The sequence below is a fragment of the Dyadobacter sp. BE31 genome, assembly GCF_031457695.1.
Taxonomy (GTDB): domain Bacteria; phylum Bacteroidota; class Bacteroidia; order Cytophagales; family Spirosomataceae; genus Dyadobacter.
In genome coordinates this window covers 2,084,039-2,108,681 of record NZ_JAVDXA010000001.1, presented here as the reverse complement: position 1 = coordinate 2,108,681, position 24,643 = coordinate 2,084,039, and the positions used below count along the sequence as shown (strand labels likewise).

Annotated in this window: 22 protein-coding genes and 1 rRNA gene; 10 read left to right on the top strand and 13 right to left on the bottom strand. The window is 48.5% G+C overall.

The window, feature by feature from the left end:
- A 5S ribosomal RNA gene (gene rrf / locus J2Y43_RS09020) occupies positions 1 to 88 on the top strand; the annotation flags it as partial.
- A 553-nt stretch (positions 89 to 641) separates the two neighbouring features.
- Here rrf and dxs read toward each other — a convergent pair.
- From dxs to mutL, 4 genes are all read right to left on the bottom strand, one after another.
- Positions 642 to 2,585, bottom strand: coding sequence for a 1-deoxy-D-xylulose-5-phosphate synthase (dxs, locus tag J2Y43_RS09015; protein WP_309992444.1), 1,944 nt, complete (start codon positions 2,583 to 2,585; stop codon positions 642 to 644).
- 86 nt (positions 2,586 to 2,671) lie between these two features.
- Positions 2,672 to 3,586 (bottom strand): rhomboid family intramembrane serine protease, encoded by a 915-nt coding sequence (locus J2Y43_RS09010; protein ID WP_309992447.1) that lies wholly within the window; start codon positions 3,584 to 3,586, stop codon positions 2,672 to 2,674.
- A 9-nt stretch (positions 3,587 to 3,595) separates the two neighbouring features.
- The gene (locus tag J2Y43_RS09005) at positions 3,596 to 4,381 is read right to left on the bottom strand and encodes a rhomboid family intramembrane serine protease (protein ID WP_223406170.1); all 786 of its coding nucleotides are present in this window, start codon (positions 4,379 to 4,381) and stop codon (positions 3,596 to 3,598) included.
- A gap of 59 nt (positions 4,382 to 4,440) precedes the next feature.
- Positions 4,441 to 6,327: a DNA mismatch repair endonuclease MutL gene (gene mutL, locus J2Y43_RS09000; protein ID WP_309992452.1), complete on the bottom strand. Its 1,887-nt coding sequence runs from the start codon at positions 6,325 to 6,327 to the stop codon at positions 4,441 to 4,443.
- A 242-nt stretch (positions 6,328 to 6,569) separates the two neighbouring features.
- Here mutL and J2Y43_RS08995 point away from each other — a divergent pair, with 242 nt between their 5' ends.
- On the top strand, positions 6,570 to 6,734 hold the full coding sequence (locus J2Y43_RS08995; RefSeq protein ID WP_176885078.1) for a hypothetical protein: 165 nt from the start codon (positions 6,570 to 6,572) through the stop codon (positions 6,732 to 6,734).
- A 94-nt stretch (positions 6,735 to 6,828) separates the two neighbouring features.
- On the opposite strand, the gene nagB is transcribed toward J2Y43_RS08995, so the two are convergent.
- The gene (nagB, locus tag J2Y43_RS08990) at positions 6,829 to 8,769 is read right to left on the bottom strand and encodes a glucosamine-6-phosphate deaminase (RefSeq protein ID WP_309993001.1); all 1,941 of its coding nucleotides are present in this window, start codon (positions 8,767 to 8,769) and stop codon (positions 6,829 to 6,831) included.
- Positions 8,770 to 9,122: 353 nt separating this feature from the next.
- Here nagB and glyA point away from each other — a divergent pair, with 353 nt between their 5' ends.
- The 5 genes from glyA to serS all read left to right on the top strand — a co-directional run bounded on the left by glyA (position 9,123) and on the right by serS (position 14,899).
- Positions 9,123 to 10,424: a serine hydroxymethyltransferase gene (gene glyA, locus J2Y43_RS08985; protein WP_309992457.1), complete on the top strand. Its 1,302-nt coding sequence runs from the start codon at positions 9,123 to 9,125 to the stop codon at positions 10,422 to 10,424.
- A gap of 236 nt (positions 10,425 to 10,660) precedes the next feature.
- Positions 10,661 to 11,362, top strand: a complete 702-nt coding sequence (locus J2Y43_RS08980; RefSeq protein WP_309992460.1) for a tetratricopeptide repeat protein — start codon at positions 10,661 to 10,663, stop codon at positions 11,360 to 11,362.
- Between the two features lie 118 nt (positions 11,363 to 11,480).
- Entirely contained in the window at positions 11,481 to 11,984 is a 504-nt protein-coding gene (ribH, locus tag J2Y43_RS08975; protein WP_309992463.1) for a 6,7-dimethyl-8-ribityllumazine synthase, read from the top strand.
- 205 nt (positions 11,985 to 12,189) lie between these two features.
- Positions 12,190 to 13,548, top strand: coding sequence for an aspartate kinase (locus J2Y43_RS08970; protein WP_015813265.1), 1,359 nt, complete (start codon positions 12,190 to 12,192; stop codon positions 13,546 to 13,548).
- 58 nt (positions 13,549 to 13,606) lie between these two features.
- On the top strand, positions 13,607 to 14,899 hold the full coding sequence (gene serS / locus J2Y43_RS08965) for a serine--tRNA ligase (RefSeq protein WP_309992467.1): 1,293 nt from the start codon (positions 13,607 to 13,609) through the stop codon (positions 14,897 to 14,899).
- Between the two features lie 31 nt (positions 14,900 to 14,930).
- On the opposite strand, the gene J2Y43_RS08960 is transcribed toward serS, so the two are convergent.
- From J2Y43_RS08960 to J2Y43_RS08950, 3 genes are all read right to left on the bottom strand, one after another.
- Entirely contained in the window at positions 14,931 to 16,274 is a 1,344-nt protein-coding gene (locus J2Y43_RS08960) for a MutS-related protein (protein ID WP_309992470.1), read from the bottom strand.
- A 123-nt stretch (positions 16,275 to 16,397) separates the two neighbouring features.
- Positions 16,398 to 17,648, bottom strand: a complete 1,251-nt coding sequence (locus J2Y43_RS08955; protein ID WP_309992473.1) for a hypothetical protein — start codon at positions 17,646 to 17,648, stop codon at positions 16,398 to 16,400.
- The gene (locus J2Y43_RS08950; RefSeq protein ID WP_309992476.1) at positions 17,645 to 18,916 is read right to left on the bottom strand and encodes a hypothetical protein; all 1,272 of its coding nucleotides are present in this window, start codon (positions 18,914 to 18,916) and stop codon (positions 17,645 to 17,647) included. Before J2Y43_RS08950 ends, J2Y43_RS08955 begins: the two co-directional genes overlap by 4 nt.
- A 186-nt stretch (positions 18,917 to 19,102) precedes the next feature.
- Between J2Y43_RS08950 and J2Y43_RS08945 the strand changes: the two genes are divergently transcribed.
- Complete coding sequence (locus J2Y43_RS08945) at positions 19,103 to 20,242, top strand: acyl-CoA dehydrogenase (protein ID WP_309993003.1); 1,140 nt, start codon at positions 19,103 to 19,105, stop codon at positions 20,240 to 20,242.
- A 172-nt stretch (positions 20,243 to 20,414) separates the two neighbouring features.
- A complete protein-coding gene (locus J2Y43_RS08940; protein ID WP_090376150.1) occupies positions 20,415 to 21,344 on the top strand; it encodes an AraC family transcriptional regulator in 930 nt (309 codons plus the stop codon).
- Positions 21,345 to 21,428: 84 nt separating this feature from the next.
- Here J2Y43_RS08940 and J2Y43_RS08935 read toward each other — a convergent pair whose 3' ends face one another.
- Positions 21,429 to 21,866, bottom strand: a complete 438-nt coding sequence (locus J2Y43_RS08935) for a nuclear transport factor 2 family protein (protein WP_309992481.1) — start codon at positions 21,864 to 21,866, stop codon at positions 21,429 to 21,431.
- A 158-nt stretch (positions 21,867 to 22,024) separates the two neighbouring features.
- Here J2Y43_RS08935 and J2Y43_RS08930 point away from each other — a divergent pair, with 158 nt between their 5' ends.
- Positions 22,025 to 22,414, top strand: coding sequence for a hypothetical protein (locus J2Y43_RS08930; RefSeq protein ID WP_309992483.1), 390 nt, complete (start codon positions 22,025 to 22,027; stop codon positions 22,412 to 22,414).
- Between the two features lie 21 nt (positions 22,415 to 22,435).
- Here the strand turns inward: J2Y43_RS08930 and nadD are convergent, their stop codons facing one another.
- From nadD to J2Y43_RS08910, 4 genes are all read right to left on the bottom strand, one after another.
- On the bottom strand, positions 22,436 to 23,008 hold the full coding sequence (gene nadD / locus J2Y43_RS08925; RefSeq protein WP_309992487.1) for a nicotinate (nicotinamide) nucleotide adenylyltransferase: 573 nt from the start codon (positions 23,006 to 23,008) through the stop codon (positions 22,436 to 22,438).
- A gap of 15 nt (positions 23,009 to 23,023) precedes the next feature.
- On the bottom strand, positions 23,024 to 23,593 hold the full coding sequence (gene gmk / locus J2Y43_RS08920; protein WP_309992489.1) for a guanylate kinase: 570 nt from the start codon (positions 23,591 to 23,593) through the stop codon (positions 23,024 to 23,026).
- Between the two features lie 9 nt (positions 23,594 to 23,602).
- On the bottom strand, positions 23,603 to 23,890 hold the full coding sequence (locus J2Y43_RS08915) for a phosphohydrolase (RefSeq protein WP_223406200.1): 288 nt from the start codon (positions 23,888 to 23,890) through the stop codon (positions 23,603 to 23,605).
- Positions 23,891 to 23,971: 81 nt separating this feature from the next.
- Positions 23,972 to 24,571, bottom strand: coding sequence for a sigma-70 family RNA polymerase sigma factor (locus J2Y43_RS08910; protein ID WP_015813277.1), 600 nt, complete (start codon positions 24,569 to 24,571; stop codon positions 23,972 to 23,974).
- Positions 24,572 to 24,643: the final 72 nt, after the last annotated feature.

Here is a 24,643-nt window from a genome sequence, read left to right as displayed (position 1 = left end):
CACCTCTTCCCATCCCGAACAGAGAAGTTAAGCCCGGATCCGCCGATGATACTTGGTTCAAACCCGGTAAAGTAGGTAGCCGCCACAATTATTAAAACAAAAGCCTCGCAGTAATGTGAGGCTTTTTGCGTTTGGGGCCTGAATGTCCGGATCCGCCGATCATACTTGGACTGGGCGTCCCCGACTGGGCGTCCCCGACTGGGCGTCCCCGACTAGGCGTCCCCCACTAGGCGTCCCCGATCAAACCCGGTAAAGTAGGCGGGGCGCGCAGCCTAGACGCCACAATTATTAATCAAAAAGCCTCGCATTAATGTGAGGCTTTTTTGCGTTTATAGGGGTTTTGAATGCCTCACTCCTCCGTATTCTACCTAGGAATTCTAATAAGCCTAATTCTTCGCACTTGAACTATAAGCTGGAACTAGCGCCGGCAATTCGTGGTGTCTGAAACGAAGTATATCCAGACACATCGATCACATGCCCTTTTTTGTGTTTTAAGCGCATATCGGACGTTAGAATGTAATCTTGCTCAGTTTGTGTAAATGGGATCTCTTAAATCAAGGTTTTGATAGAAACGTCCTAAATATTGGCAAAGAAAAAAGCCGATCTTCCGACCGGCTTTTCCATGAAGTAAATTCCTATTCTTAATGCAAAACAGAAGCAACCTGCGATTGCCGTTGGACGAATTCTATTGAAGCAGCAATGATGCCTGCGGTATCTATGCCGCATTCCTGGTACAACTCGGCTGGCTCACCATGTTCAACGATCGCGTCGGGTATTCCGAGGCGTTTTACCTGGCTCGTGTATCCGTTGTCAATCATGAATTCAAGCACAGCGCTGCCAAATCCGCCTTGTAAGCAGCCATCTTCCAATGTCATGACTCTGTCATAGGAAGAAAAGATTTCGTGCAGCATAGCCTCATCCAATGGCTTTGCAAAACGCATGTCGAAAAGACCGGCGCTGATGCCCTGCTTTTCCAGCTCTTCACAAGCCTTCAATGCCAGGTTGCCAAGCGGTCCGAATGAAAGTATTGCGAGCCCGGATCCCTCCTTGATTTTCCTTCCCTTACCAATCTGAATTTCTTCAAATGGTGTTTTCCAATCAGGCATGACGCCGTTACCCCTCGGATAACGAATCGTGAATGCGTTCTTACCCGATTGAAAAGATTCGAGCTGGGCGGTATACATCATATTCCGGAGCTCCTGCTCGTTCATAGGCGAGGCAACAACCATATTTGGAATACAACGCATAAAAGCGATGTCATACACGCCGTGGTGCGTAGGACCATCCGCTCCTACCAGTCCTGCTCTGTCCAAACAGAAGATTACCGGCAGCTCCTGTATACATACATCATGCACGACCTGGTCGTACGCGCGCTGCATGAACGTGGAGTAAATATTGCAATACACCACATCCCCACGCGTTGCCATACCGGCAGAGAACGTAACGGCATGCTGCTCCGCAATCCCTACGTCGAATGCCCTTTCAGGAATTGCTTCCATCATAATGTTCAGCGAAGAACCAGATGGCATTGCAGGTGTGATACCTACGATTTTCGGATTTTGTCTGGCCAGCTCCACAATGGTATGGCCGAATACATCCTGATATTTTGGCGCCTGAGGCGTAGTGTAGACTTTTTTCTGAATCTCCCCCGTAATCTTGTCGAAAACCCCCGGAGCGTGCCATTTCGTCTGGTCCTTTTCAGCCGGGCCGTAACCTTTACCTTTTACGGTAAGGCAATGCAAGAGCTTCGGACCAGGGATGTTTTTGAGATCTCTGAGTACTTCGGTCAGATGGCTGATATCATTTCCGTCGATCGGACCGAAATAGCGTAATCCCAGCGATTCAAATAGGTTGCTCTGACGCAAGATCGCCGTTTTCATAGCTGTTTCTACCTTTGAAACGATCTCCTGCGCACTTTTACCGAAGTTGCTCATTTTGCCGAGCAGGTTCCAAACTTCGTCTTTGAACTTGTTGTAAGTCTGCGAAGTGGTAATGTCGGTCAGATATTCTTTCAGCGCACCGACGTTCGGGTCGATGGCCATACAGTTGTCATTGAGAATAATCAGCAGGTTGGAATCCGTAGCGCCCGCGTGGTTCATGCCCTCGAAAGCCAAACCCGCCGTCATGGCACCGTCGCCGATGATCGCAATGTGCTGGCGTTCGAAATTCTTTTCCAATGCAGATGCCACGGCCATGCCCAGCGCCGATGAAATGGAGGTCGACGAGTGGCCTACCCCAAATGCATCGTAAATGCTTTCTTTTCTTTTTGGAAAGCCTGACAGTCCGCCGTAAACGCGGTTGGAATGGAACTCATCACGCCGGCCGGTGAGTATTTTGTGCCCATAAGCCTGGTGGCCTACGTCCCATACGAGCTGATCGTCGGGCGTATTGAATACATAATGCAGGGCTACGCTCAATTCCACCACACCAAGACTTGCGCCGAAGTGCCCGCCGTATACCGACACATTATCGATGATAAACTGCCTTAACTCGTTGCAAACCTGCGGAAGCTGAGAACTGTCCAGTTTTCGAAGATCTTCGGGAGAATTAATTGTTGCTAATAATTTTCCTGGCGTTATAAGCATACCGTAGGGCTATTGAATCAAATTTACTAGCTGTCCGCTTTATTAAATAGTCACAAAATTAAGCAAATACGCATTAAGTCTGACTATTATTTTTGCTGGCTTGCCTTGAACAACTTTTGCTTTTCCTCCCGCGTCAGGCTTTCATAACCCGATTTCGAGATTTTATCCAGGATCGAATCGATTTCCATCTGATCGGGCATTTCGATCGTGCCTGATGATGATGACGAGTATACGCTCGTGCTACGGTACACCTGCCGCTCGCGATAGGTAACCTGCATGGATGGCCGTTTCCGGAAAATGCGCGACCATATCGACAGCAGCCCGTAAATAGGCTTACCCAAATCTGTCCCGTTTTGCAGCAGTTTGATGAATATATAACCTGTGAATGCCCCGCCCAAATGTGCCAGGTTACCGCCGGCATTAGGACCGACCGTTTGCGCAAGCGACAGAATGATATAGAACAGCGCAATAAATTTAATGCGAACGGGCCCTAAAAAGATCAGATTGAACGTATAATTAGGCAGCAAGGTAGATGCCCCTACCGCCACCGAAAATGCCGCCGCAGATGCGCCCAGCATTCTCGAACCTTCGATATGTGCCTGAAAATAAGGCAGCAGGTTATATAAAACGATGTAAATCAGCCCGCCGGCAATCCCGCCCAGCATATACAGCGCCACGACTCTCTTTGCGCCCAGGTATTCATCCACCAGTTTCCCGAACCAGTAGAGAAAGAGCATATTGAAGAGAATATGAAAGATATCATCGTGTGTGAAGAAATATGTGATGAGCGTCCAGGGCTTGTATATGAATTCCTCCGTGGCGGCCGGAAGTTGTAACATATTGATCACCAGGGCATATATGTTCGAAGATTGGGAGAGGGTAAGCACAATCTTCATGAGCAGCAGAATCAGAAATACTGCCGTGTTTATCAGAATAATCTTTACAAGCGCATTCTCGGATTTCGCGAATTCCCTTTTAACGTCGTCAACAATATTGCTCATCTTCTTCTCCTAATAGAAATTTGACTTTTGCGTACCCCAGTAACGCAACAATATATATGCAAATAGCATTCCTCCAATGTGCGCGAAGTGAGCAACATTATCGGACTGAGCATTTTGTATTCCTGAATACAATTCAAAAAGCCCATAAAAAGCAACGAAATACTTTGCTTTTATAGGGAACGGTACAAACAGGAGAAAAAGCTCCGTATTTGGAAACAACAAACCAAACGCCATCAGGATTCCGAAAATTGCTCCCGAAGCGCCGACCATGGGGATGCTGAGCGCATTTGTGTAGACATCCCCTACATCCTTAATACTCTGTTGAATATACATGGAATTAGTCGGATTTGCTTCAAAATCATTCACAAATTGGAGCCGGTATTCATAATACGCTTCGGCGTGCTTGCTCAGGAAGTCGGCGAACCCGTCGGGTGTGGGATTTTGGGTATATATCTCAACAGCCTTTGCCAACTGCCAGTTCTCGTAGAAGCCTATTCCTGAGAACAAAAGCCCTGCGCCGATACCTGTGACAAAGTAAAATATCAGAAAACGCTTCGGCCCCCAGATCCTTTCCAGCAACGGCCCGAACATGATCAGACCGAACATATTACTGAAAAGGTGGCCAATGCCGCCATGCAGGAACATGTAGGAGACAAACTGGAAAATATGGAAATCCGGCGACATCACTGGCATGAGCGCAAACTGGCCTTTCAGACTGAAAACGGAAGAATCTATAAAATAGAATAGAATATTCAGAATGAGTAAATTTCTTACCGTGGGGGTTATGGCTAACATATTTGATTCAAATTCAAAGATTTATCTCCAATTAACTTCACAAATCCGGTTTTTGTTTCTCAACCCCGGAATATGTTCGCCAGCTTATCCATCGTCAGCAAAACGATAATCGGTTCACCACCGGGCGTTCGGTTCGGGTCCGATGATGAGAACAGCTGGTTGAGCAATGTGTGTATTTCAACGTACGAAAGCTTAACCGCGTAACGTACCGAAAAACGTTTCGCGAGCGACCTTGACAGGCTTTCCGGCTTATTCAATTTAAGGTCGGAATAACTCTGTTTAAGTTGCTCTATCAGCTCTTCGAACAAATCCTGCTCGCTTTCCTCCGGCAGATCAGCCGGAATACCGCGAATGATCAGCTCATTGGCACCGAATTCGTCAAACTCAAATCCCAAACTGCGGATCTCCTTTTTCGTTTCGTGCACGAGCTGCATATCCGAATGCGTAAGCCGGATGGTTTTCGGGAAAAGCAGCTGCTGGCACGCGCCGTTACGATTAATCAGCATTTTACGGTACCGTTCGTAGAGAATGCGCTCATATGCGGCCTTCTGGTCGATGAGCATGATACCGTCCTTCACCTGCGACAAAATGTAGCGGTTATGGAGCTGGAATAGCAGCGCATCGGCCTCCGGCGCGGCAATAACCTCGGAAGCCATCCTGTTCACCTTGCTGGCGACGGTTTTGGCCTGCTCCTGGTACACCGGTCGCGAAGCGGTGGTGGTACCCATCTCAAATGCGGCCAGTTCGCGGTGCCGGTCTTCGGTATTTTGCAATCCCTCGAAAAGCTTGTTCCAATTGGTCAGGTTCGATTTGGAGGCGCTGCCCTCGCTCTTGCGGGGCTGCGCAGCCCAGTCGGGCATCACCGTGCGCGGGATCAGGTTATTGTTCGGTTCGGTAGGTGTCGGATTAAGAAAATTGATATTTTCCTCAAAATCGATGGATTGCGACAGATTGTAAACGCCTACCGCCTTCTTCACCGCCGCCATGATAATCGCATACACCGATCGCTCGTCATCGAACTTGATTTCCGTTTTAGTGGGGTGGATATTGATATCGATATGTGACGGGTCGATTTCAATAAACAAAACATAAAACGGATGGCTCCCCTCGGGAATGGTGCCGTCGAATGCGCTGATCACCGCGTGATGCATATAATTATGCTTGATGAAGCGGTCGTTCACGAAAAAGAACTGCTCGCCGCGCGTTTTGCGGGCAAATTCGGGCTTGCCGATGTAACCGCGCACATTGATGTACGAAGTGTCTTCCTGGCAATAGGCCAGCTGCTCGCGGTAGCTTTTGCCGTAAATATCGATGATTCTCCGTACGAGCTTTACAGGCGTAAGGTTAAATACCTCGGTATCGTTGTGATGAAGCGTGAAACCCACTTCCGGATGCGCCAATGCCACCCGCTGGAATTCGTCGAGCACGTGGCGCATTTCGACGGAATTCGATTTCAGGAAGTTCCGGCGGGCCGGTACATTAAAAAACAGGTTACGAATCGAGAAGTTGGTACCTTTCGGGCAAGCCACTGCTTCCTGCGTTTTTATTTCCGAACCATCGATGCGGATCAACGTGCCCAGTTCGTCCGATTCCTGGCGCGTCCGCATTTCCACCTGCGCTACCGCCGCGATCGACGCCAGCGCCTCTCCGCGGAAGCCCATTGTCTTGATCCTGAACAGATCTTCCGACTGCCGGATCTTGGAAGTCGCATGCCTTTCGAAACTCATGCGTGCGTCGGTTTCGGACATGCCGGTTCCATTGTCGATCACCTGGATGAGCGTACGGCCCGCTTCGCGGAGTATCACCTGCACCTGTGTGGCCTTGGCATCAATCGCATTTTCCATCAGCTCCTTTACCACCGAAGCCGGTCGCTGAACAACCTCTCCCGCGGCAATTTGGTTAGCTATGGAATCGGGTAATAGTTGGATGATGTCGGATGAAGGCATGTCGGAGCTGGCAGTTAACTTTACTATAACAAATAAACAAAAATTTTTTTTACTGCCCGGCGAATATCGGTGGGTAACAAATCGGAGGTTTTTGCTTTATCAAGAATCCTGATTAAAATAATTACATTAATAATTCAAATTTTACAGAAAACAGAAGCGTTTGTAGTGTAAAAAGTTGTTGACTATTAATTAATTGTATAACTTGGGATACTAACCGATGTTATTAAGCACCTGATCCTGTTATGAAAACGCCAATTATCAAGAGATTTAACTTTACCATGGCACTGCAATGGCTCATTTTTTTACCAGTCATTCTGCCTCTTTGTATCATTTTTGGCGCCGTGCAAGGCGTCATGAATATGGTTGAAAAAATGGCGCACAGGATGTGGGTTGATATGGAATTGTAACTCCCGGCACCGACGCATTTAGTCAGCGTATCAGGTAGATATAAAATGAAAAGAGCCCGGAATTTTCCGGGCTCTTTTCATTTACAGTTATTGCTTAGAACTTCCAGCGTACAAATGCTTCCATCGCTTCGTATTCGGCGAGGCCGAGTGAATCGTAAAGCTGCGCGGTTCCTGCATTGCGTTCTTCGGCACGTTGCCAGAACTCGCGTGAATCCTCGCCCTGGAATACCACACCGTCTTTCTGCGACTGGTGTTTGAAGATTCCCTGACGTTTTTTCAGCACCTGGTCAGGGCTCATCGGTACTGCCATTTCGATTTCATAAATATCCCACTCTGCCCATGCGCCGCGGTACAACCATACCCAGCAGTCTTTCATGAAATTCTTATGTTTCGAACGCTGCAATGCGGCTTCGATAGCATCCCAGCACACTTTGTGCGTTCCGTGCGGATCGGCGAAGTCGCCGGCTGCGTAAATCTGGTGCGGCTTGATCTCCTCGATCAGGTTTTCGATGATCTTGATATCCTCTTCACCGATCGGCTTTTTCTGAACAGTACCTGTTTCGTAGAAAGGCATATCAAGGAAATGCGCCTGGCTGGTTGGGATACCTACGAAACGGCAGGTAGCTTTTGCTTCGCCACGACGGATCAGACCTTTCACCTTGCGAACCTCAGGGCTGTCGATCTCGCTGTTTTTGGTATGTCTCAAAAATTCTTTCGCATCGAGGAACAACTTGTTGGCATCCGGGCTGTTGATATCGAAGCCATTGTTGAAGTCGACCACGAAATCGATGAAACGCAATGCTTCGTCGTCAGCAACTGCGATGTTACCGGAAGTCTGGTAGGCAACGTGCACTTCGTGGCCCTGGTCAACCAGACGCTGGAAAGTACCACCCATTGAAATGATATCGTCATCAGGGTGCGGGCTGAAAATCAGCACGCGTTTTTTCGCAGGCTGAGCGCGCTCCGGACGGTGCGTGTCATCTGCATTGGGCTTACCACCCGGCCAGCCGGTGATGGTATGCTGCAACTGGTTGAATACATTGATATTGATCTCGTAGCAAGCACCATATTGTGCCAGCAAATCGCTCATACCGTTGTCGTTGTAATCCTTGTCGATCAGTTTCAGGATTGGTTTTTTCAAGGTTTGCGACAAATGCGTTACCGCTTTCTTGATCATTTTATTATCCCAAACCACTGAATCAACCGCCCAAGGCGTCTTGATGCGGGTCAGTTCGGAAGCTGCGCTTTCGTCTACCACGAATGTTACGTCCGCGTGTGCTTGCAGGTAAGAAGCCGGGTTAAGCTCGGTTACCGGGCCTTCCACAGCACTCTTGATCACCGAAGCTTTCCTTTCACCCCAGGCCAGCAGCACCACGCGGCGTGCATTCAAAATAGGCGCAACACCCAATGTGATCGCTTTGCGCGGTACATTGTGCAGCCCGCCGAACTCCATGCTCGCGGCGGCGCGGGTAGAGTGGTCGAGTGTGATAAGGCGTGTATGCGAGTTGATGAGCGAGCCCGGTTCGTTGAAACCGATGTGGCCATTACCCCCGATACCCAGCAACTGGAAATCCAGCCCGCCTACCGCGTTGATTTTATTCTCGTAAGACGTGCAGTAGTCACGCAGTAATGGCGCAGGTACGGTTCCGTCCGGTAGGAAATAATTTTCTTTTGGAATGTCGACATGATCGAACAGTTGCTCTTTCATGAACCGGTGGTAGCTGTAAATGGAGTCTGGCTCCATTTGGTAGTACTCATCCAGGTTGAAAGAAATCACATTCTTGAAGCTCAAACCTTCTTCACGGTGCATACGCACGAGGATCGCGTAAACGGTCTTCGGCGAAGAACCGGTTGCAAGTCCCAAAACGCAAGGCTTACCTTCCTTTTGTTTCTGACGGATCAGGTCCGAGATCTCTTTTGCAACTGCATAGGACGCTTCTTTGGAATCGGCAAAAATCTGCGTCGGGATTTTTTCATAGGTGATGGGTTGCCCTATGGTGCCGGTAGTGCCTTTTCCATTGCTGGAAGCTTGCATCAGGATTGTTTGTGGACTTACCGTTTGTTGGCTCATAACTAAATGTTAAATTATTTAAGAGTTTCGTGAATAGACTTCGAATTAAACTGCAAGTTACTCATGTGTTCGATCACGCACGAACGATTTGACCACAAAAGTACAACGGAAAACAATTATTCTTAAAATAATTTAAGAAATAACTTACACATAAAATTACACTTGCCGTACCGCTATGGGCTATCCGCCCGCATTAAGCTCACCAGCTGGTTCGCACTTTAAATATAAAGTAAGTGTTAATATTTTATTCCAAAATAATTGCTTGTATTTTTGCGGCTTATTCCACGAGTATCACACCATTTTTTCTGACAAATCCCATGTCTACACTCACCAGCGTTGAACGCGACACCGCCATTTTTGATTTGATCAACAGAGAAAAACATCGCCAGGAGTCTGGTATCGAATTGATCGCATCTGAAAACTTCACGTCACGCCAGGTGATGGAGGCGTCAGGCAGTGTGTTGACCAACAAATATGCGGAAGGCCTTCCGGGCAAGCGCTACTATGGCGGTTGCGAGATCGTTGACGAAATCGAGCAGATCGCGATCGACCGTTTGAAAGAACTTTTCGGTGCTACCTGGGCTAACGTACAGCCACATTCGGGAGCACAAGCCAATACGGCTGTTTTCCTTGCTTGCCTGAACCCAGGAGATAAAATCATGGGTTTCAACCTTGCACACGGAGGCCACCTTACGCACGGCTCGCCTGTAAACATTTCAGGTAAATATTTCCAGCCTGTATTTTATGGTGTGGAAGCAGAAACTGGTCTGATCGACTGGGATAAAGTAGAAGAAACTGCTTTGAAAGAGCGTCCGAAACTTTTGATCTGCGGCGCATCTGCATACAGCCGTGACTGGGATTACGAGCGCCTTCGCGCAGTGGCTGACAAAATCGGTGCATTGCTAATGGCCGATATTTCTCACCCAGCCGGCTTGATCGCGAAAGGTCTTTTGAAAGATCCGTTCGATCACTGCCACATTGTTACTACTACAACTCACAAAACATTGCGTGGCCCACGCGGCGGTGTGATCATGATGCGCAACGATTTCGAAAACCCATTCGGTATCAAAACTCCGAAAGGTCAGCTGCGTACCTTGTCATCGCTTCTGGACTCAGGCGTATTCCCGGGCACACAGGGCGGACCGTTGGAGCACATTATCGCTGCCAAAGCCGTTGCATTCGGTGAAGCGTTGAGCGAAGGATATTACAACTACGCTACACAGGTTGCTAAAAATGCCCAGGCAATGGCTAAGGCATTCGTTGACAAAGGTTACCGCATTATCTCAGGCGGAACTGATAACCACCTGATGCTGATCGATCTTCGCACTAAAAATGGTGTGGAATCAGGCCTGACTGGTAAATTGGCTGAGAACACATTGATCAAAGCGGACATCACCATCAACAAAAACATGGTGCCTTTCGACGACAAATCGCCGATGGTAACGTCAGGTATGCGTGTAGGTACTGCCGCTATGACCACCCGCGGATTGGTTGAGGCAGATATGGAGCGTATCGTTGACCTCGTTGATACCGTTCTGGTAAACAACGACAATGACGCGAAAATCGCCGCTGTGAAAACAGAAGTGAACGAATGGATGAAACAATATCCATTGTATTGATATAAAATAGTAATAAAAAAACGCTGCGCGGTGACACTGTTACCGCGCAGTTTTTGTTTTCGGGGTGGCATAATAGATTGACTTACAAATCAAAGGCTGTGAAATGCATTTGTCACCGTAAGCCTTTCGTTAACTAACGGTTGGCGGGAAATATATAACTTAAAGAATTGTGACCTAACTTGTTTTGACTTAACAAGTTTTTCATAACTTTGCACTCCAAAATCGAATTATTTGATATGAGCAAGAAAAATACGGGCGAATCCGGGATTGAAATCATTGAATCTCCGGAGGCATTAGCAGGCCAGATCAATAAAGCTGAGGTTTTTTTCCTTAAAAACCGCAAGGTTGTTCTTGGAATCGGGGTGGCGGTTGTGGTTGCTATTGCTGGTTTCGCGGGTTACCGTTTCTATATAGATGGTCAGGAAGGCACTGCCCAGAATGCACTTGCCAGTGTCGTGTACGATTTTGAAGCCGATTCATTGCAAAAAGCATTGAACGGGGCCGGTGGTAACGAAGGCCTCTTGTCTATCGCTGACAATTACAAAGGAACCGACGCCAGCAACCTCGCAAACTTCTATGCAGGTGTGGCTTTGCTGAAACAAGGTAAATACGATGAGGCTATCAGCCGTCTGCAATCATTCAGCTCTTCCGACCTGTTGATCCACGCACGTGCTCAATCACTGATCGGTGACGCTTATCTTGAAAAAAATCAAGCCGCTGAGGCGATCTCATACTATCAGAAAGCTGCTGATTATGAGAAGAACGAATATTTTACACCCGTTTATCTGATGAAACTCGCACTCGCTCAGGAGAAGGCTAACCAGCCTGCTGACGCGGTTGCTACCTATAAACGTGTTGTAGACGAGTTCCCACTGTCCTCGGAAGTGGTGAACGCGAAGAAATATATGGGATTATTAGAGGGACAGGTCGGCAAATAATGGTTAAACCATTCTGTTTCTGAAAAAGGATAAAGCCGACTACGGTTTTATCCTTTTTTTATTCATTTAATCCAAAATTTTAAATCATACCTGTTTTTCATAAACCCCTTGAAAATCAATGTCAAGTGCCGATAAGAATTTAAGTGTATTCACAACGGAAGGACTTCCGGATATCAGCAATAAGAAATTCGCGATCGCGGTGGCCGAGTGGAACAGCGAGGTGACCGAAAAGCTTTTCGAAGGAGCTTACCAAACCCTGATTACCTACGGGGCGCTGCCTGCGAATATCGTCAGAGGTAATGTGCCGGGAAGCTTCGAGCTTACGATGGCCTCGCAATGGTTCGCACAACGCGCCGATATCGATGCGGTGATCGCATTGGGTGTAGTAATCCAGGGCGAAACCAAGCACAACGATTATATCAACCACGCGGTGGCACAAGGTGTTACCAATGTGAGCCTCAAATACGACAAACCGGTAATCTTCGGCGTACTGACTCCTAACAATATGGAACAGGCACTAGATCGTGCGGGCGGCGTACACGGCAACAAAGGTGACGAGGCAGCCATTACGGCGATCAAGATGATCGGGCTCAAAGGGCAGGTCGCTAACGGTCAGTTGTAGTCAGGTGTGGTCAAGTATAGTCAGGTGTGGTCATGAGTTGTTAGGGATGGTCATTAATAGTATTTTATTAAAACAACCGATGACAACCAATGACAACCAATGACCATACTTGACAACCCCTGACAACCAATGACAACACCTGACCACCATTGACCCTTTAACAAAACCATTCAAAATTCAATCATTCAATCATTCAAAACTAGTTATGCAAGTCTGGAAATTTGGCGGTACTTCGGTAGGGAAGCCTGAGCGTATGCACTCAATCCGCGAACTCCTCAACAATGACCCTAATCGTAAAATTGTTGTATTATCGGCTTTGTCCGGTTCTACCAATGCGCTGATCGCTATCGGAGAAGCGGCCAAATCGTATGACGATGCCAAGGCTGCGGCTTTAATAGAAGAGTTAAAAAACCATTACGACCTGTTTATCAAGGAATTGTATTCGACTCCGGAAGGATTGGCGGCTGGTCAGCAGATCGTAGATTCTGAATTCGGGTTTATCAAATCCGTGGTAAGCGTGAAGCCTTTTACGATCAAACAGGAGAAAGAACTCGTTGCGGAGGGTGAAATATTGAGTACTAAAATGTTCCAGGCTTACCTGGAAGAAAAAGGGGAAAGCTCGGTATTGCTGCCTGCATTGGATTTCATGCGCATCGACGCCGACGGAGAGCCCGAATTGGCGACGATCGAAGAGAAACTGGTGACGATTTTGAACCAATATACCGACAAGCAGACCATCGTTACCCAGGGCTTCATTTGCCGGAACCCGCGGGAAGAAGTGGACAACCTGAAAAGAGGTGGTTCCGATTACACCGCTTCATTGATCGGCGGTGCGATCCGCGCGGACGAAATCCAGATCTGGACCGACATCGACGGAATGCATAACAACGACCCGCGCATTGTGAAGCGTACTTTCCCGATCCGTGAGCTGACGTTCGAAGAGGCGGCTGAGCTGGCGTATTTCGGTGCGAAAATTTTGCACCCCAGCACCATTACCCCTGCCAAATTGCGCGGCGTACCGGTACGTTTGAAAAACACCATGCAGCCGGAAGCTCCGGGAACGCTTATCGCGACCCAGACTTCCGACCGTGACATCAAAGCCATTGCTGCAAAAGACAATATCACGGCGATTTACATTCACTCGACCCGTATGCTGAATGCTTACGGCTTCCTGCGCAGGGTGTTTGAGATCTTCGAAAAATATAAAACACCGGTGGATATGATCACGACTTCCGAAGTATCGGTGTCGGTAACGATCGATAACTCCGAAAACCTGGAACAGATCAGTGCCGAATTGCGCGAATTCGCTGATTTGGAGGAGCATGACCGCGATCAGAACATCATTTGTATCGTTGGGAATTTCAGCGCCGACAAAGAGGGTATCGCCCTGAAAGTGCTTGACGCGATGAAAAATATTCCAATACGAATGATTTCGTACGGTGCATCGGAGCATAACCTATCACTGCTGATCCATTCAAAATACAAAGCGGAAGCGTTGAACGTCCTCAACGAGCGCCTGTTCTTTTACGAGGATGCGATGAAGGACATTTTCACTGCTCCCTGAGCTGAAAACATTCAAATACTAAAAAGCTGATCGCCGAAAGCCGACAGCCGACAGCCTCATGTTACAAACCAATTTTATCCGCGAAAACCGGGAACTGACCATCGCGGGATTGACAAAAAAGCATTTCAAGGATGCAGAGCAGGCGGTAGACCGCATTATCGAGCTCGATGGCAAGCGCCGCCAGATTCAGCAGGATTTGGACGATGTGCTGGCGGCTTCCAACAACAAAGCGAAGGAAATCGGTGCATTGATGAAAACCGGCCAAAAAGCCGAGGCAGAAGCCGCCAAAGCCGACACCGCTGCATTGAAAGAGCGTTCCAAAGCATTGGAAGAAGAGCATAAGGCATTCGAGGAAAGCTTGCTGCAAGAGCTGGTGAAGCTGCCGAATCTCCCGCACGAAAGCGTGCCCGAAGGCCGCACAGCCGACGACAATGTGACCGTCCTTGAAGCGGGTGTCAAACCGACATTGCACGAAGGCGCATTGCCGCACTGGGATCTGATCAAAAAATTGGGTGGCAACCAGGCTCCGATTATCGATTTTGAGCTTGGTAACAAAATTGCCGGCGCAGGTTTCCCGGTGTACAAGGGTAAGGCCGCCCGTTTGCAGCGCGCCATGATCGCATTCTTCCTCAGCGAAGCAGGCAATGCAGGCTATACTGAGGTGCAGCCGCCGATTGTGGTGAATGCCGATTCAGGTTTTGCGACCGGACAGCTGCCCGATAAGGAAGGCCAGATGTACCACGCGACCGTAGACGATCTGTATCTGATCCCTACGGCCGAAGTGCCTGTTACCAACCTCTACCGCGATGTAATCGTGGCCGAAAGCGAATTGCCAGTGAAAAACGTGGCATTCACGCCGTGCTTCCGTCGTGAGGCGGGCAGCTGGGGCGCGCACGTACGCGGGCTGAACCGTTTGCACCAGTTTGATAAGGTGGAGATCGTGCAGATCAACAAGCCGGAGGATTCCTACAAAGCCCTCGACGAAATGGTGGAGCACGTGAAGAGCCTGCTCGAAAAACTGGAACTGCCTTATCGCATTCTGCGCTTGTGCGGTGGCGATATGGGTTTCACGTCCGCATTGACCTACGATTTCGAAGTATGGTCGGCCGGACAGCAGCGCTGGTTGGAATGCAGTTCTGTTTCAAATTTTGAGACCTACCAGGCCAACCGCTTGAAATTGCGCTACAAGAATGCCGACAAGAAAACGCAGCTTCTTCATACATTGAACGGCTCTGCATTGGCATTGCCGCGCATCCTGGCCGCATTGCTGGAAAACAACCAGCTGCCCGACGGAACCGTTAAAGTACCAGCTGTACTGGTGCCGTTCTGTGGTTTCGATGTGATCGAGTAATGCTTTTGAAATACTAATTAGTGAAAGGCTCTCATTCCGGTGAGAGCCTTTTTGTGTTTTGAAGCAATGCGGTCACTCCGGTTTGGTCCATAATGAGTCTGCCCACCTTCTCAAATGCCGCGCCTTCTTCTATTTTGAATGTGTTTTGAAATTGATTGTCGGTAATGTGCGTTCGGAAACATCGGAAACTGAGCTTGGTATGGCCGGAGTAATGTGTGATCAGTTCGTGAATGTGGGTTGATACCAGAAAACAGGAGCTATCGAAGTTGGCAAAACCGTCCAGTACGGTTTTGGAGCAATGCAAAGCATCCTCCTGATTGGTACCGCGGAATAATTCATCCACAATCACAAAGCAACGCTTTCCCGCGTTTAATGCCTCCGAAATCTGTTTGATACGCATCATTTCGTTGTAAAAATGGCTGAAACCCTGGTCGAGGTCGTCGGAGAGGTGGATGGAAGTGAACAGCCGGTCGGTAAATGATAGTTGCAGCGATTTTGCAGGCACGGGCCAGCCCAAATGCGCGAGGTATACGAGAATGCCGCAGGTTTTGAGAAACGTCGTCTTACCGCTGGTATTTGCGCCGGTGAGGATGCAGACGGGGTTGTTATGGACCAGGTTCAGATCGTTGGCGACTGCGCCGGTAATAAGCGGGTGCCAGGCTGATTTGGCATTGAAATCATGAGAATGCAAATCAAAAATCGGAAATGCAAGCTGATGGCGTCTTGCTGTTTTGACAATCGCTAGACAGGCGTCGAGCTTGTAAAGCGTGTCGAGCATTTGCCGGAATTTGTCCCGGTGGCTGACACGGAAAAGATAGTCGAGGTAGAAAATTGATCTGTTCGATAGTTTTCCATCGCTTTTTCTCAAAAACACCGACAAAAGTGGGGAGTAGATAAACTTCCGGAGCTCGGCAATGTCTTCGGAAATTTCATCCGGAATAGCGGCCTCCGCCAGATGATCCAAAGTGGATTGAACCGCCCTCACCAGCCGAAGTGTTGCGAGCACGCCGCTTTGAATGCGGTAGTATTCACCCTTATTCCGCTTCGAATACAGCCAGGTATCAAACCAATGCTTGATCACATCCTGCGACATCGAATGCGCCACACTCAATGCATAGTAGCTCTCGGCTGCGGCGGCATATGCTTTGGCAATGTTGACCTGCCAGGCCGTCGGACGCATGGCAATGGCTTTTAACAGGTCCTGAAAACGAATAATGTCTTCGGGCGATTCCTTGGGCCGGGTGATAATGCTTTTGAGATAATCACCGCCTCCGAGCGTTTCAGTGCGGTTGTAGAAGGCAAAAATACTGGCTGTCCGGCTGTTTTCGGGCAGGAGTTGTAGTTCGTGTAGGGTATGCCGGTCTACGGGCTGCATTCGGGCGTTTTTGGGGTTTTCCAAATGTAAAAACCGGCGCTTAATGCAGGGTGTTAAAGAAAGTTAAACTTGCGGTTACGGAAAATGCGTGCCGCGAAGAGGACACGGTGCTCCTCGCCAATGCTAGCTGGACGTGACTTCGTTTTTTTTCGGAAATGCAAGCCAGATGAAATAGCCTGTGAGGATAACAATGGCCGTTTGCATGAGGTAGTCGATAAGCAGTTCGGACGACGCAGTGGGATCGGAAGGCGTCAGGTAGCAAGGCATTCCGAGGCGCCACCAGTACGATGGGTGCACCACGCAAAGGAGGTTGAATACGAAAAGGATCGTAACCTGTGTTTTGTTCTTCCAATCAATCACATAGAATACCAGCGGAAGCAGGAAGAGGAAGATATAATTGCTGTAAGCGCTCTGTTGTACGATCATCATCGTAGCGTATAAAACCACCCATACTTTCGAAAGCATCACCCGGAAATCGGCATTGCGGAGGCGCCATGCGGAAATGCAGGCCAAACCTACCGATGCAACGAGGCCGATCCAGTTCCAGATCTTCTCACCTACGCCGATGGAATTGTAAAACCACGGATTAAGTACCGACGGGATGTTCGGGGCACGTAGTGTCTTGGCTTCATCGAGCGGCTGCATGAATTCCAGCCCGACCAACGGGTACAGAACAGCCAGCGAGATAATGCCGATAATGGCAATGGGAATGACGAAGCGGATTTTCTGTTTTTCCAGTAAAAACAACGGCACCATAATGAGCACGAAAATGGCTTTGGTCATCAACAAACCAACGGCCAGGATGACCGCATACCACTCCACGCGCAAGGTGCGCTCACGTAACAGGTATGCGAGGATCACGAAAAGCCACATCCAGACATCTTCCTGTGCGCCTATTACGCATAGCACGAGCGAGCCAGGCAATAGCAGGTAAACGAGTGCACGGAACAGGAAGGTACCCCGCGATTGGAATGGCCTGAAAAAATGATAGGATACGAGTAATGCAATGCCGTCCATGGCGGCCATGGTAAGCACGATCATCTTCGGGCTGTACCAGAGTTTGAGCCAAATGCCGAGGAAATAGGCGTAAAGCGGTGAGTACGGCGACCAGAAATCGCGGTACACGACTTGCCCTAATGAGGCTTTGCTCCCCTCGTCCCAGAAGCCGTTCACATCCGAAGTCGGTTCCATATTGGCGATCAGGTACACGGCGATGAAAGGCAGCAGCCTCAGAAATATCCAGGCGACGGCCATTACCGCATTCGCGGATTTTTTTTCCAGCCAGTCGGTTAGTGATTCTCTTTTGAACAGCAATGCGGCGGTAACCAGCAATGCGGCTACGCTTATGGCGGTTTTGGCAAGGACTATATTCATGCCGTTGCCAGAGTTTGGGTGTGAACCACCTTACGATACGTTTCGCGGAGAATCCAGAGAAAGCAAAGCACATTCAGGATTTGCAGCACGTATTCGAACAGGTAGGACGTATTGGCAAACAAGCTCAGTGATGTGTACGCGGGCTGTTTGATATACACCCACACAAATGGCTGCACGACCGTAAGCCAGTTCAATGCGAGCAGCACTACCACGTGGGCGGTTTTGCGGATATCGATGATTTCAAACAAAACGGCCATCAGATAGGCGATCACATACGCGCCCATGGCACTGGCCTGGAAGAGCATCATGCACACGAAGCAGGCAATGAAAATGCCTGGTAATACTTCGCTAATGTGCCGATGCCGTGCCTTGAAGGCCATGTAAACGGGGATGAAAACCGTAAACAGCAGCCCGAACCAGTTGATGAGTGTCGATTTCTTTTCGTCGACATGGAAGACGATCTCTACAAACGGCCTGAATACCGAGAAAAGGTTGGGTGTCATGAGCTGCTCGGTGTGCCGGATCGGCATCAGGAACAGGTCGCCGATCTGCCAGTAGAGGAAGCCCACCGCAGGCAGACCAATCGCCGCCATGACGAGCAGCATTTTAATGGGTTTTTTCACCATTACCAGCAATGCAGGCAGCAGGAATATGAATGTGACTTTGATCGTCAGCAAAGTCATGGCATATAAAAGGCCTATTCCGACCTCGTAATTGCTCCTGTTCTTAATGGTATAACGCCAAATCAGCAGCGCAGCGCCCCAGAACCACACTTCTTCCTGCCCATCGACGAGAATGTACATGAATGCGGCAGGCAGCATATAGTAAATCGTAGCCAGTTGCAGTGCTTTGGGGCTACGACTTTTATACGTATCGTAAGTAAGCCAGAGAATAGCGGTTTCCATCAGCACCATAAACAGCACGATGGCCCGGGCATTATGCCAGATCCAGACCGGAATGCTGATAATGTAGGCGTAAAGCGGCGCGTGGTACGACCAGAAGTCGCGGTACACGAAACCACCGGCTTTGGCGCCCTCTGCTTTGTAGAAAAAGAAAGGAATATCACCCCGGGGCTCCTCGTTGATGATGAGGAAGATGCCGATCCAGGGAATGAGCCGGAAGAGCACTAAACCCAGTGTGAAGATCAATTTATCGTTTTCCTGCTGCCATTTTGAAAACAGATCCGAACGGCTGATGGTCCAGATGATTCCGATTGTCAATGCAAGGTTGATGAGCAGCTTAATGTAAAAAACGGTAAGAACGGGCATGTGTAATCTGTCGTGATCAGGGCGCAAACTTAAGACAACTTTTCTTCAAAACGCTCAGCAAAACCCAAAGTTTTAATCGGTTAGGAAATTGTATGCTTGCATACTGTTTTCGCAAATCCTATTTTTGAAAATCTTCATCCTCAAAAATCAACGTCTTCTATGTCAGCTTCCCAACCACTAACCGGAATGGATTTCAACCTCAGCGAAGAGCACCTGGCGGTGCAGGCCGCTGCACGGGATTTTGCACAATCCGAGTTATTACCCGGTGTGATCGAACGAGATACCGCTCAGCATTTCGATCCTGCATTATTACGTAAAATGGCCGAAATGGGCTTCCTGGGCATGATGGTAGCGCCTGAATATGGGGGCGGGGGCATGGATACGCTTGCCTATGTGGTTGCAATGGAAGAAATATCGAAGGTGGATGCCTCGGCCGGGGTAATCATGTCGGTGAATAACTCGCTGGTATGCTGGGGGCTCGAAAAATATGGTACGGAGGAGCAAAAGCAGCAGTATCTGACGCGGCTCGCGTCAGGGGAAATCATCGGTGCATTCTGCCTGTCGGAGCCGGAGGCCGGTTCGGATGCCACCTCGCAACACACGACCGCCTTTCTGAGCGGTGACCATTATTTATTGAACGGCACGAAAAACTGGATCACGAGCGGCAACACTTCGTCGGTTTGCTTAGTAATGGCTCAGACACACCCGGAGTTGAAACATAAGGGTATCAATACATTGATCGTCGAAAAGGGCTGGGCTGGCTTTTCGGTCGGCCGTAAGGAGGATAAAATGGGTATAAGGGCCTCAGATACACACACTTTGATGTTCTCGGATGTGAAGGTGCCGGCGGCGAACCGGATCGGCGAGGACGGCTTTGGGTTCAAGTTTGCGATGAATGTGCTGAATGGCGGCCGCATTGGTATTGCCGCGCAGGCATTGGGAATCGCTGCGGGGGCTTTTGAGCTTTCCTTAAAATATTCCAAGGAGCGGAAGACATTCGGCAAACCCATCGCCGACCACCAGGCGATCCAGTTCAAATTGTCGGAAATGGCGACGAAAATAGAGGCGGCGCGGTTACTTGTTTACAAGGCTGCCCGGTTAAAAGACGAAGGTAAGGACTACATCCAGGCTGCGGCTATGGCAAAATTGTATGCATCCGAAGTGGCCATGTGGGTGACAACGGAAGCGGTCCAGGTGCACGGGGGCTACGGTTATGTGAAAGAATACCACGTCGAGCGCCTTATGCGGGATGCAAAAATCACACAGATTTATGAAGGTACCTCCGAAATCCAAAAACTTGTAATCGCCCGGGAGCTTCTTAAATAATTAGTAATTCTCCCAAAAGTCGATTTTATTCTGAATGTTGGATTAAAATAATATCAAAATATCACTTTTTTTCAAATTTTTGTGAAACTATACTTGTATTAGTTTTGTACAATTTATTAGATTTGTACAAAATTTGAAAAATCGGTCAAAACGGCCCTTAAATAGATCAAGTATGGAAGACTATAATAAGATTATTGAGTCGTTGGGAGTGAAATTTGTGAAGGCCCGTCATATCAGGATTTTACAGCCCATCACAATCAAAAACTTTTATGACGTACAGAACTCTTTGACCATTCTGTACGACGGTGAAGTTTCTTTCGGATCCGATGAGCCTCAGAGGGTTGAGGAAGGGGATATGCTCTTCATTCCGGGAGGTAAGCATGCTACCGTAACATACGGAAACGGCGCATCAGCCAAAACCGTGTCGAACGAGGAGTTCATGACCAACCGTGACAATTATATTGAAGCAGGCCACGATCCGGCATTGATCGGAAAGCTGCCTAACTCTTTCGGTTTGATATCTTTCGAAGCGAAAGTATTTGATACTGTAAACTTCTTCACGTCCCTGGACGTGCCTCCGTTCCTGATCAAACGTGACGACCAGATCGCTGCGACGATCAACCAGATCCTGACGGAAGATATGCTCGATACTCCTGGAAAAGGCCGTATCATCAAGATCAAAACCGAAGAGGTAGTGATCGAGATCATCCGTTACATTTTGAAAAACAAACTGTTCGTAGAGCAGCTCGTTACCAACAGTACATATTTCAAAGATCCTCGTCTGATCGACATTTTCGCTTATATCAAAGACAACCTGGGCGGCGATCTGTCGAACAAGGTACTCGCCAACGTAGCGAACGTTTCTGAGGATTATGTAGGCCAGTATTTCAAAATGCTGACCGGTATCAACCCGCAGGATTATATTGAATACCAGCGCATGGAAAAGGCTGTGGATCTGCTCCGCACGTCGAAGAAAAGCATCCGCGCGATCGGTTCCGATGTGGGTTACAAAGACACCGCTTATTTCTGCCGCCGCTTCAAGATGATGTTCGGTATCCCGGCCGGAAAAATGCGTCGTCGCGAATCGCTGATGAATGTTTAGAATGTAATGTTAGACTATAATTGAAAAAGAGAACTGGTTCCGGTTCTCTTTTTTTATGCCTATATGTTACATTTAATGCATTCTTTACTGCGCAGGCGTTAGCTGCACGGTCGTAACCTTCCATTTCCCGCCAGAGCGCACGCATACGCTCGTGTACGCGACGTTGCCACTGAAGCCGTTATTCTGTATTCGCGCGCTCACATTCCAGAAACCCTGTACTACCGCCACATCCCCGTACGTACGCGTGCGCGTGCCTGTGAGCATGCCCGAGTCGACGATAATGTAGCCCTGTCCGATAGCCTGCTGCAATGCGCGGCCGTCGATGGTCTGCCCATTATAGTTGGTGACGGTGAAATCATTGGAAATAAGGTTGCCGACAGCCGCTGCATTTTCATCCAGCATGGCCTGGAAAAACAGGTTAGAGCAGTCGGTACCGTCGATGGGCTGCGGGGCGTTGTCCTGGGCTAATGCCGCCAGCGAGGCGAATGTCAGGAGGAAAATGGTCAGGAGTTGTTTCATCATGTGGTCAGGTTTGGTCAGGGTTTGTCAAGTATGGTCAGGAATTGTCAGTTGCGGTCATATAGTCAAGTGTTGTGGGCTATGGTTTGAAGGGATGTATTGCAACATTCTCGCATTGTATGGCTAGATTCGCCTCAGTTTTGAATGAACGAATCAGCACAATGAAATTATCTATAAAAATCCTTTTGACGGCATTGATCGGCATGATCGCCGGCTGTTCGAGCGCTCCTGATAAAATAGGCAATCTGGACCTTAAAAAGTGGCGCGGCGACCGTGGAGGCTGCAACGACGTGCGAAAGGGCCTGGAAGGCGATTTTAAGAGTGTCGAAAAGGAGTTGAAGGGAAAATTTGCCGACACGATCGGCGAGATACTGGGCCGGCCGGACATTCATCAGCTCGGCGAGCGGAATACTAAATTCTACGTCTATTTCCTCGAAAAGGGTCCGCAATGCGAGAATATGCAAGCCAAATCGCACGCCCGGAAAGTGTTATTGAAGTTCAATGCGGTGGGGTTGCTATCCGAGATTACTTATCAAGACAGGCCGTTGTAATTTCAGAGGCCATTAATGTGGTCACAAATAGAACTTCTTGATCTTAATCAGCTGCTCCACGGGCTCGGGCACCATGTAGCGGATCGACTGGCCTTTCTTAATGCAAGCGCGAAGGAATGTAGCTGAAATATCCAGCAACGGTGCTTCCACGAATTTCACATCCGGATGGTTACCGAATGCGTGAGGCTTTGAATTGGGCCTTGGATATACGTACAGGCCCGTGTATTCCAAAATCTTATCGTAATTTTTCCAGTTCGGGAATTGCGCCAGGTTATCTTCTCCCATGATCAGCTTGAACTGGTGCTGTGGAAATTTCTCCTGCAAGCGCACGAGCGTGTCGATCGTGTAGCTCGGCTTGGGCATGTGGAACTCGATGTCGTTCGCACGGAGCAGTGTGTTATCCGAGATAGCACGCTGCACGAGGTCGAAACGGTCGAATTCGTGCAGGAGGCTATTGTTTTTCTTGAACGGATTTTGCGGGCTCACGATAAACCATACCTGTTCGAGGTCCGTGGTCGTGGCCATGGTGTTCGCGATGATCAAATGACCGACATGAATAGGATTGAACGATCCGAAAAACAGGCCGATCTTCATTGCTCAGATTAAATTTTAGGATTGGATGAATGCCTGAACGAGATCTTCCGCTTTGGTCAGCGTCTCATTCAGTTCATCATTGACAAGGACCACGTCGAATTCGTGCTCGAAACTTTGTTCGTAGCGCACTTTGGCCAGGCGTGTGGCCAGTGTTTCTTCCGTTTCGGTACCGCGGCCCGACAGGCGGCGTTTGATTTCTTCATCGGAGGTAACCTTCACGAATACGGCAAGTGCAGCGTCGCCATACGCTTCTTTCAGTTTTAAGCCTCCTTTCACATCCACATCGAAGAGGACGTGTTTGCCTTCATTCCAAAGGCGTTGTATTTCTGCTTTGAGCGTGCCGTAGTAATTACCGGCGTAAACTTCTTCCCATTCCGCAAACTGCTGATCCGCTATCTTCTGACGAAAGTCCTGTAAGGTCAGGAAGTAGTAATCTTTGCCGTCTATCTCGTATTCGCGGCGCGGGCGCGTACATGCCGAGACAGAAAATGCCAGTTGCTGTGTGTATTTATCTAAAAGATGCCTTACGATGGTGGTCTTTCCGGATCCGGAAGGGGCAGAAAATATGATAAGCTTACCTTTCACTCGAACAGATTAACTGTTAATTTTTGAAATAATCGTATTGAGAATGCTATCCGGGCAAGGCTTCTTCACAATTTTGTTGTTGAGGGAATCCTTAATGCACTTTTCGAGTCGGTATGATTCGATACAAGGGATGCATTTATCCATGTTTTCGCGGAAGTGGTCCTTCTCTGCTTCGCTCGCCTCGTCATCCAGAATTGCCTGAATGATTTTCATACACTCAGCATGGTGCTCGCAGGTATGCTTCATTTGTTTTTGCGCAACTTCTGTTACAGAAGGCGTCGTGGAAGATGCATTCATTAGTTAAAATGAAAAAAGAATAATGGAATATTGTACAGTTGTACCCTATAACCGAAGAGGTTGCAAAAAAAGTTTCACAACCTATGAATCATATCCCATTGAGCTCGCGTAGCTTCTGAGTTTTTCTTTCAGGAGGTTACGTGCGCGGTGCAATCTGGACCTCACCGTTCCGATAGGAATGTCCAGGATTTTGGCCATCTCTTCGTAGGTGAAACCTTCGATGTCGCAGAGAATGATGACCGTTCTGAAGTCGACAGGCAGGGCGTTGAGTGCATTCGCAACTTCATCGCCGATCAGTTCCTGTACAGCATCGGCACGGAGATCTACGGTATAAGTGGTATCAGATGCTTCCTCGGAGTTATAGGTCGTTTCAACTTCCTGATAATCAACTTTGGAAGGTTCTTTACTTTTTTTACGGTAGTCGTTGATGAAGCTGTTTTTAAGGATCCTGAAAAGCCAGGCTTTTGCGTTGGTACCCTGTTCGAATGAAGATATAAAACGGAACGCCTTCAGATATGTGTCTTGAACCAGGTCGTTTGCATCGTCTTCGTCCATGGTAAGTCGGAAGGCGAAGTTGTACATGGAGTCAATGTGTGGCATGAACTCGCGGTTAAATACTTCATAACGAAGATCGTCCGTGTATTCATTAGTCGTGAGCGTTTCTGACATGGCAACTAACATAGGAATGCTGAATTTACAAAGATTAATAACAGCTCCAATTCGTACAAATTAAAATTTGATAAATGGCTGAAT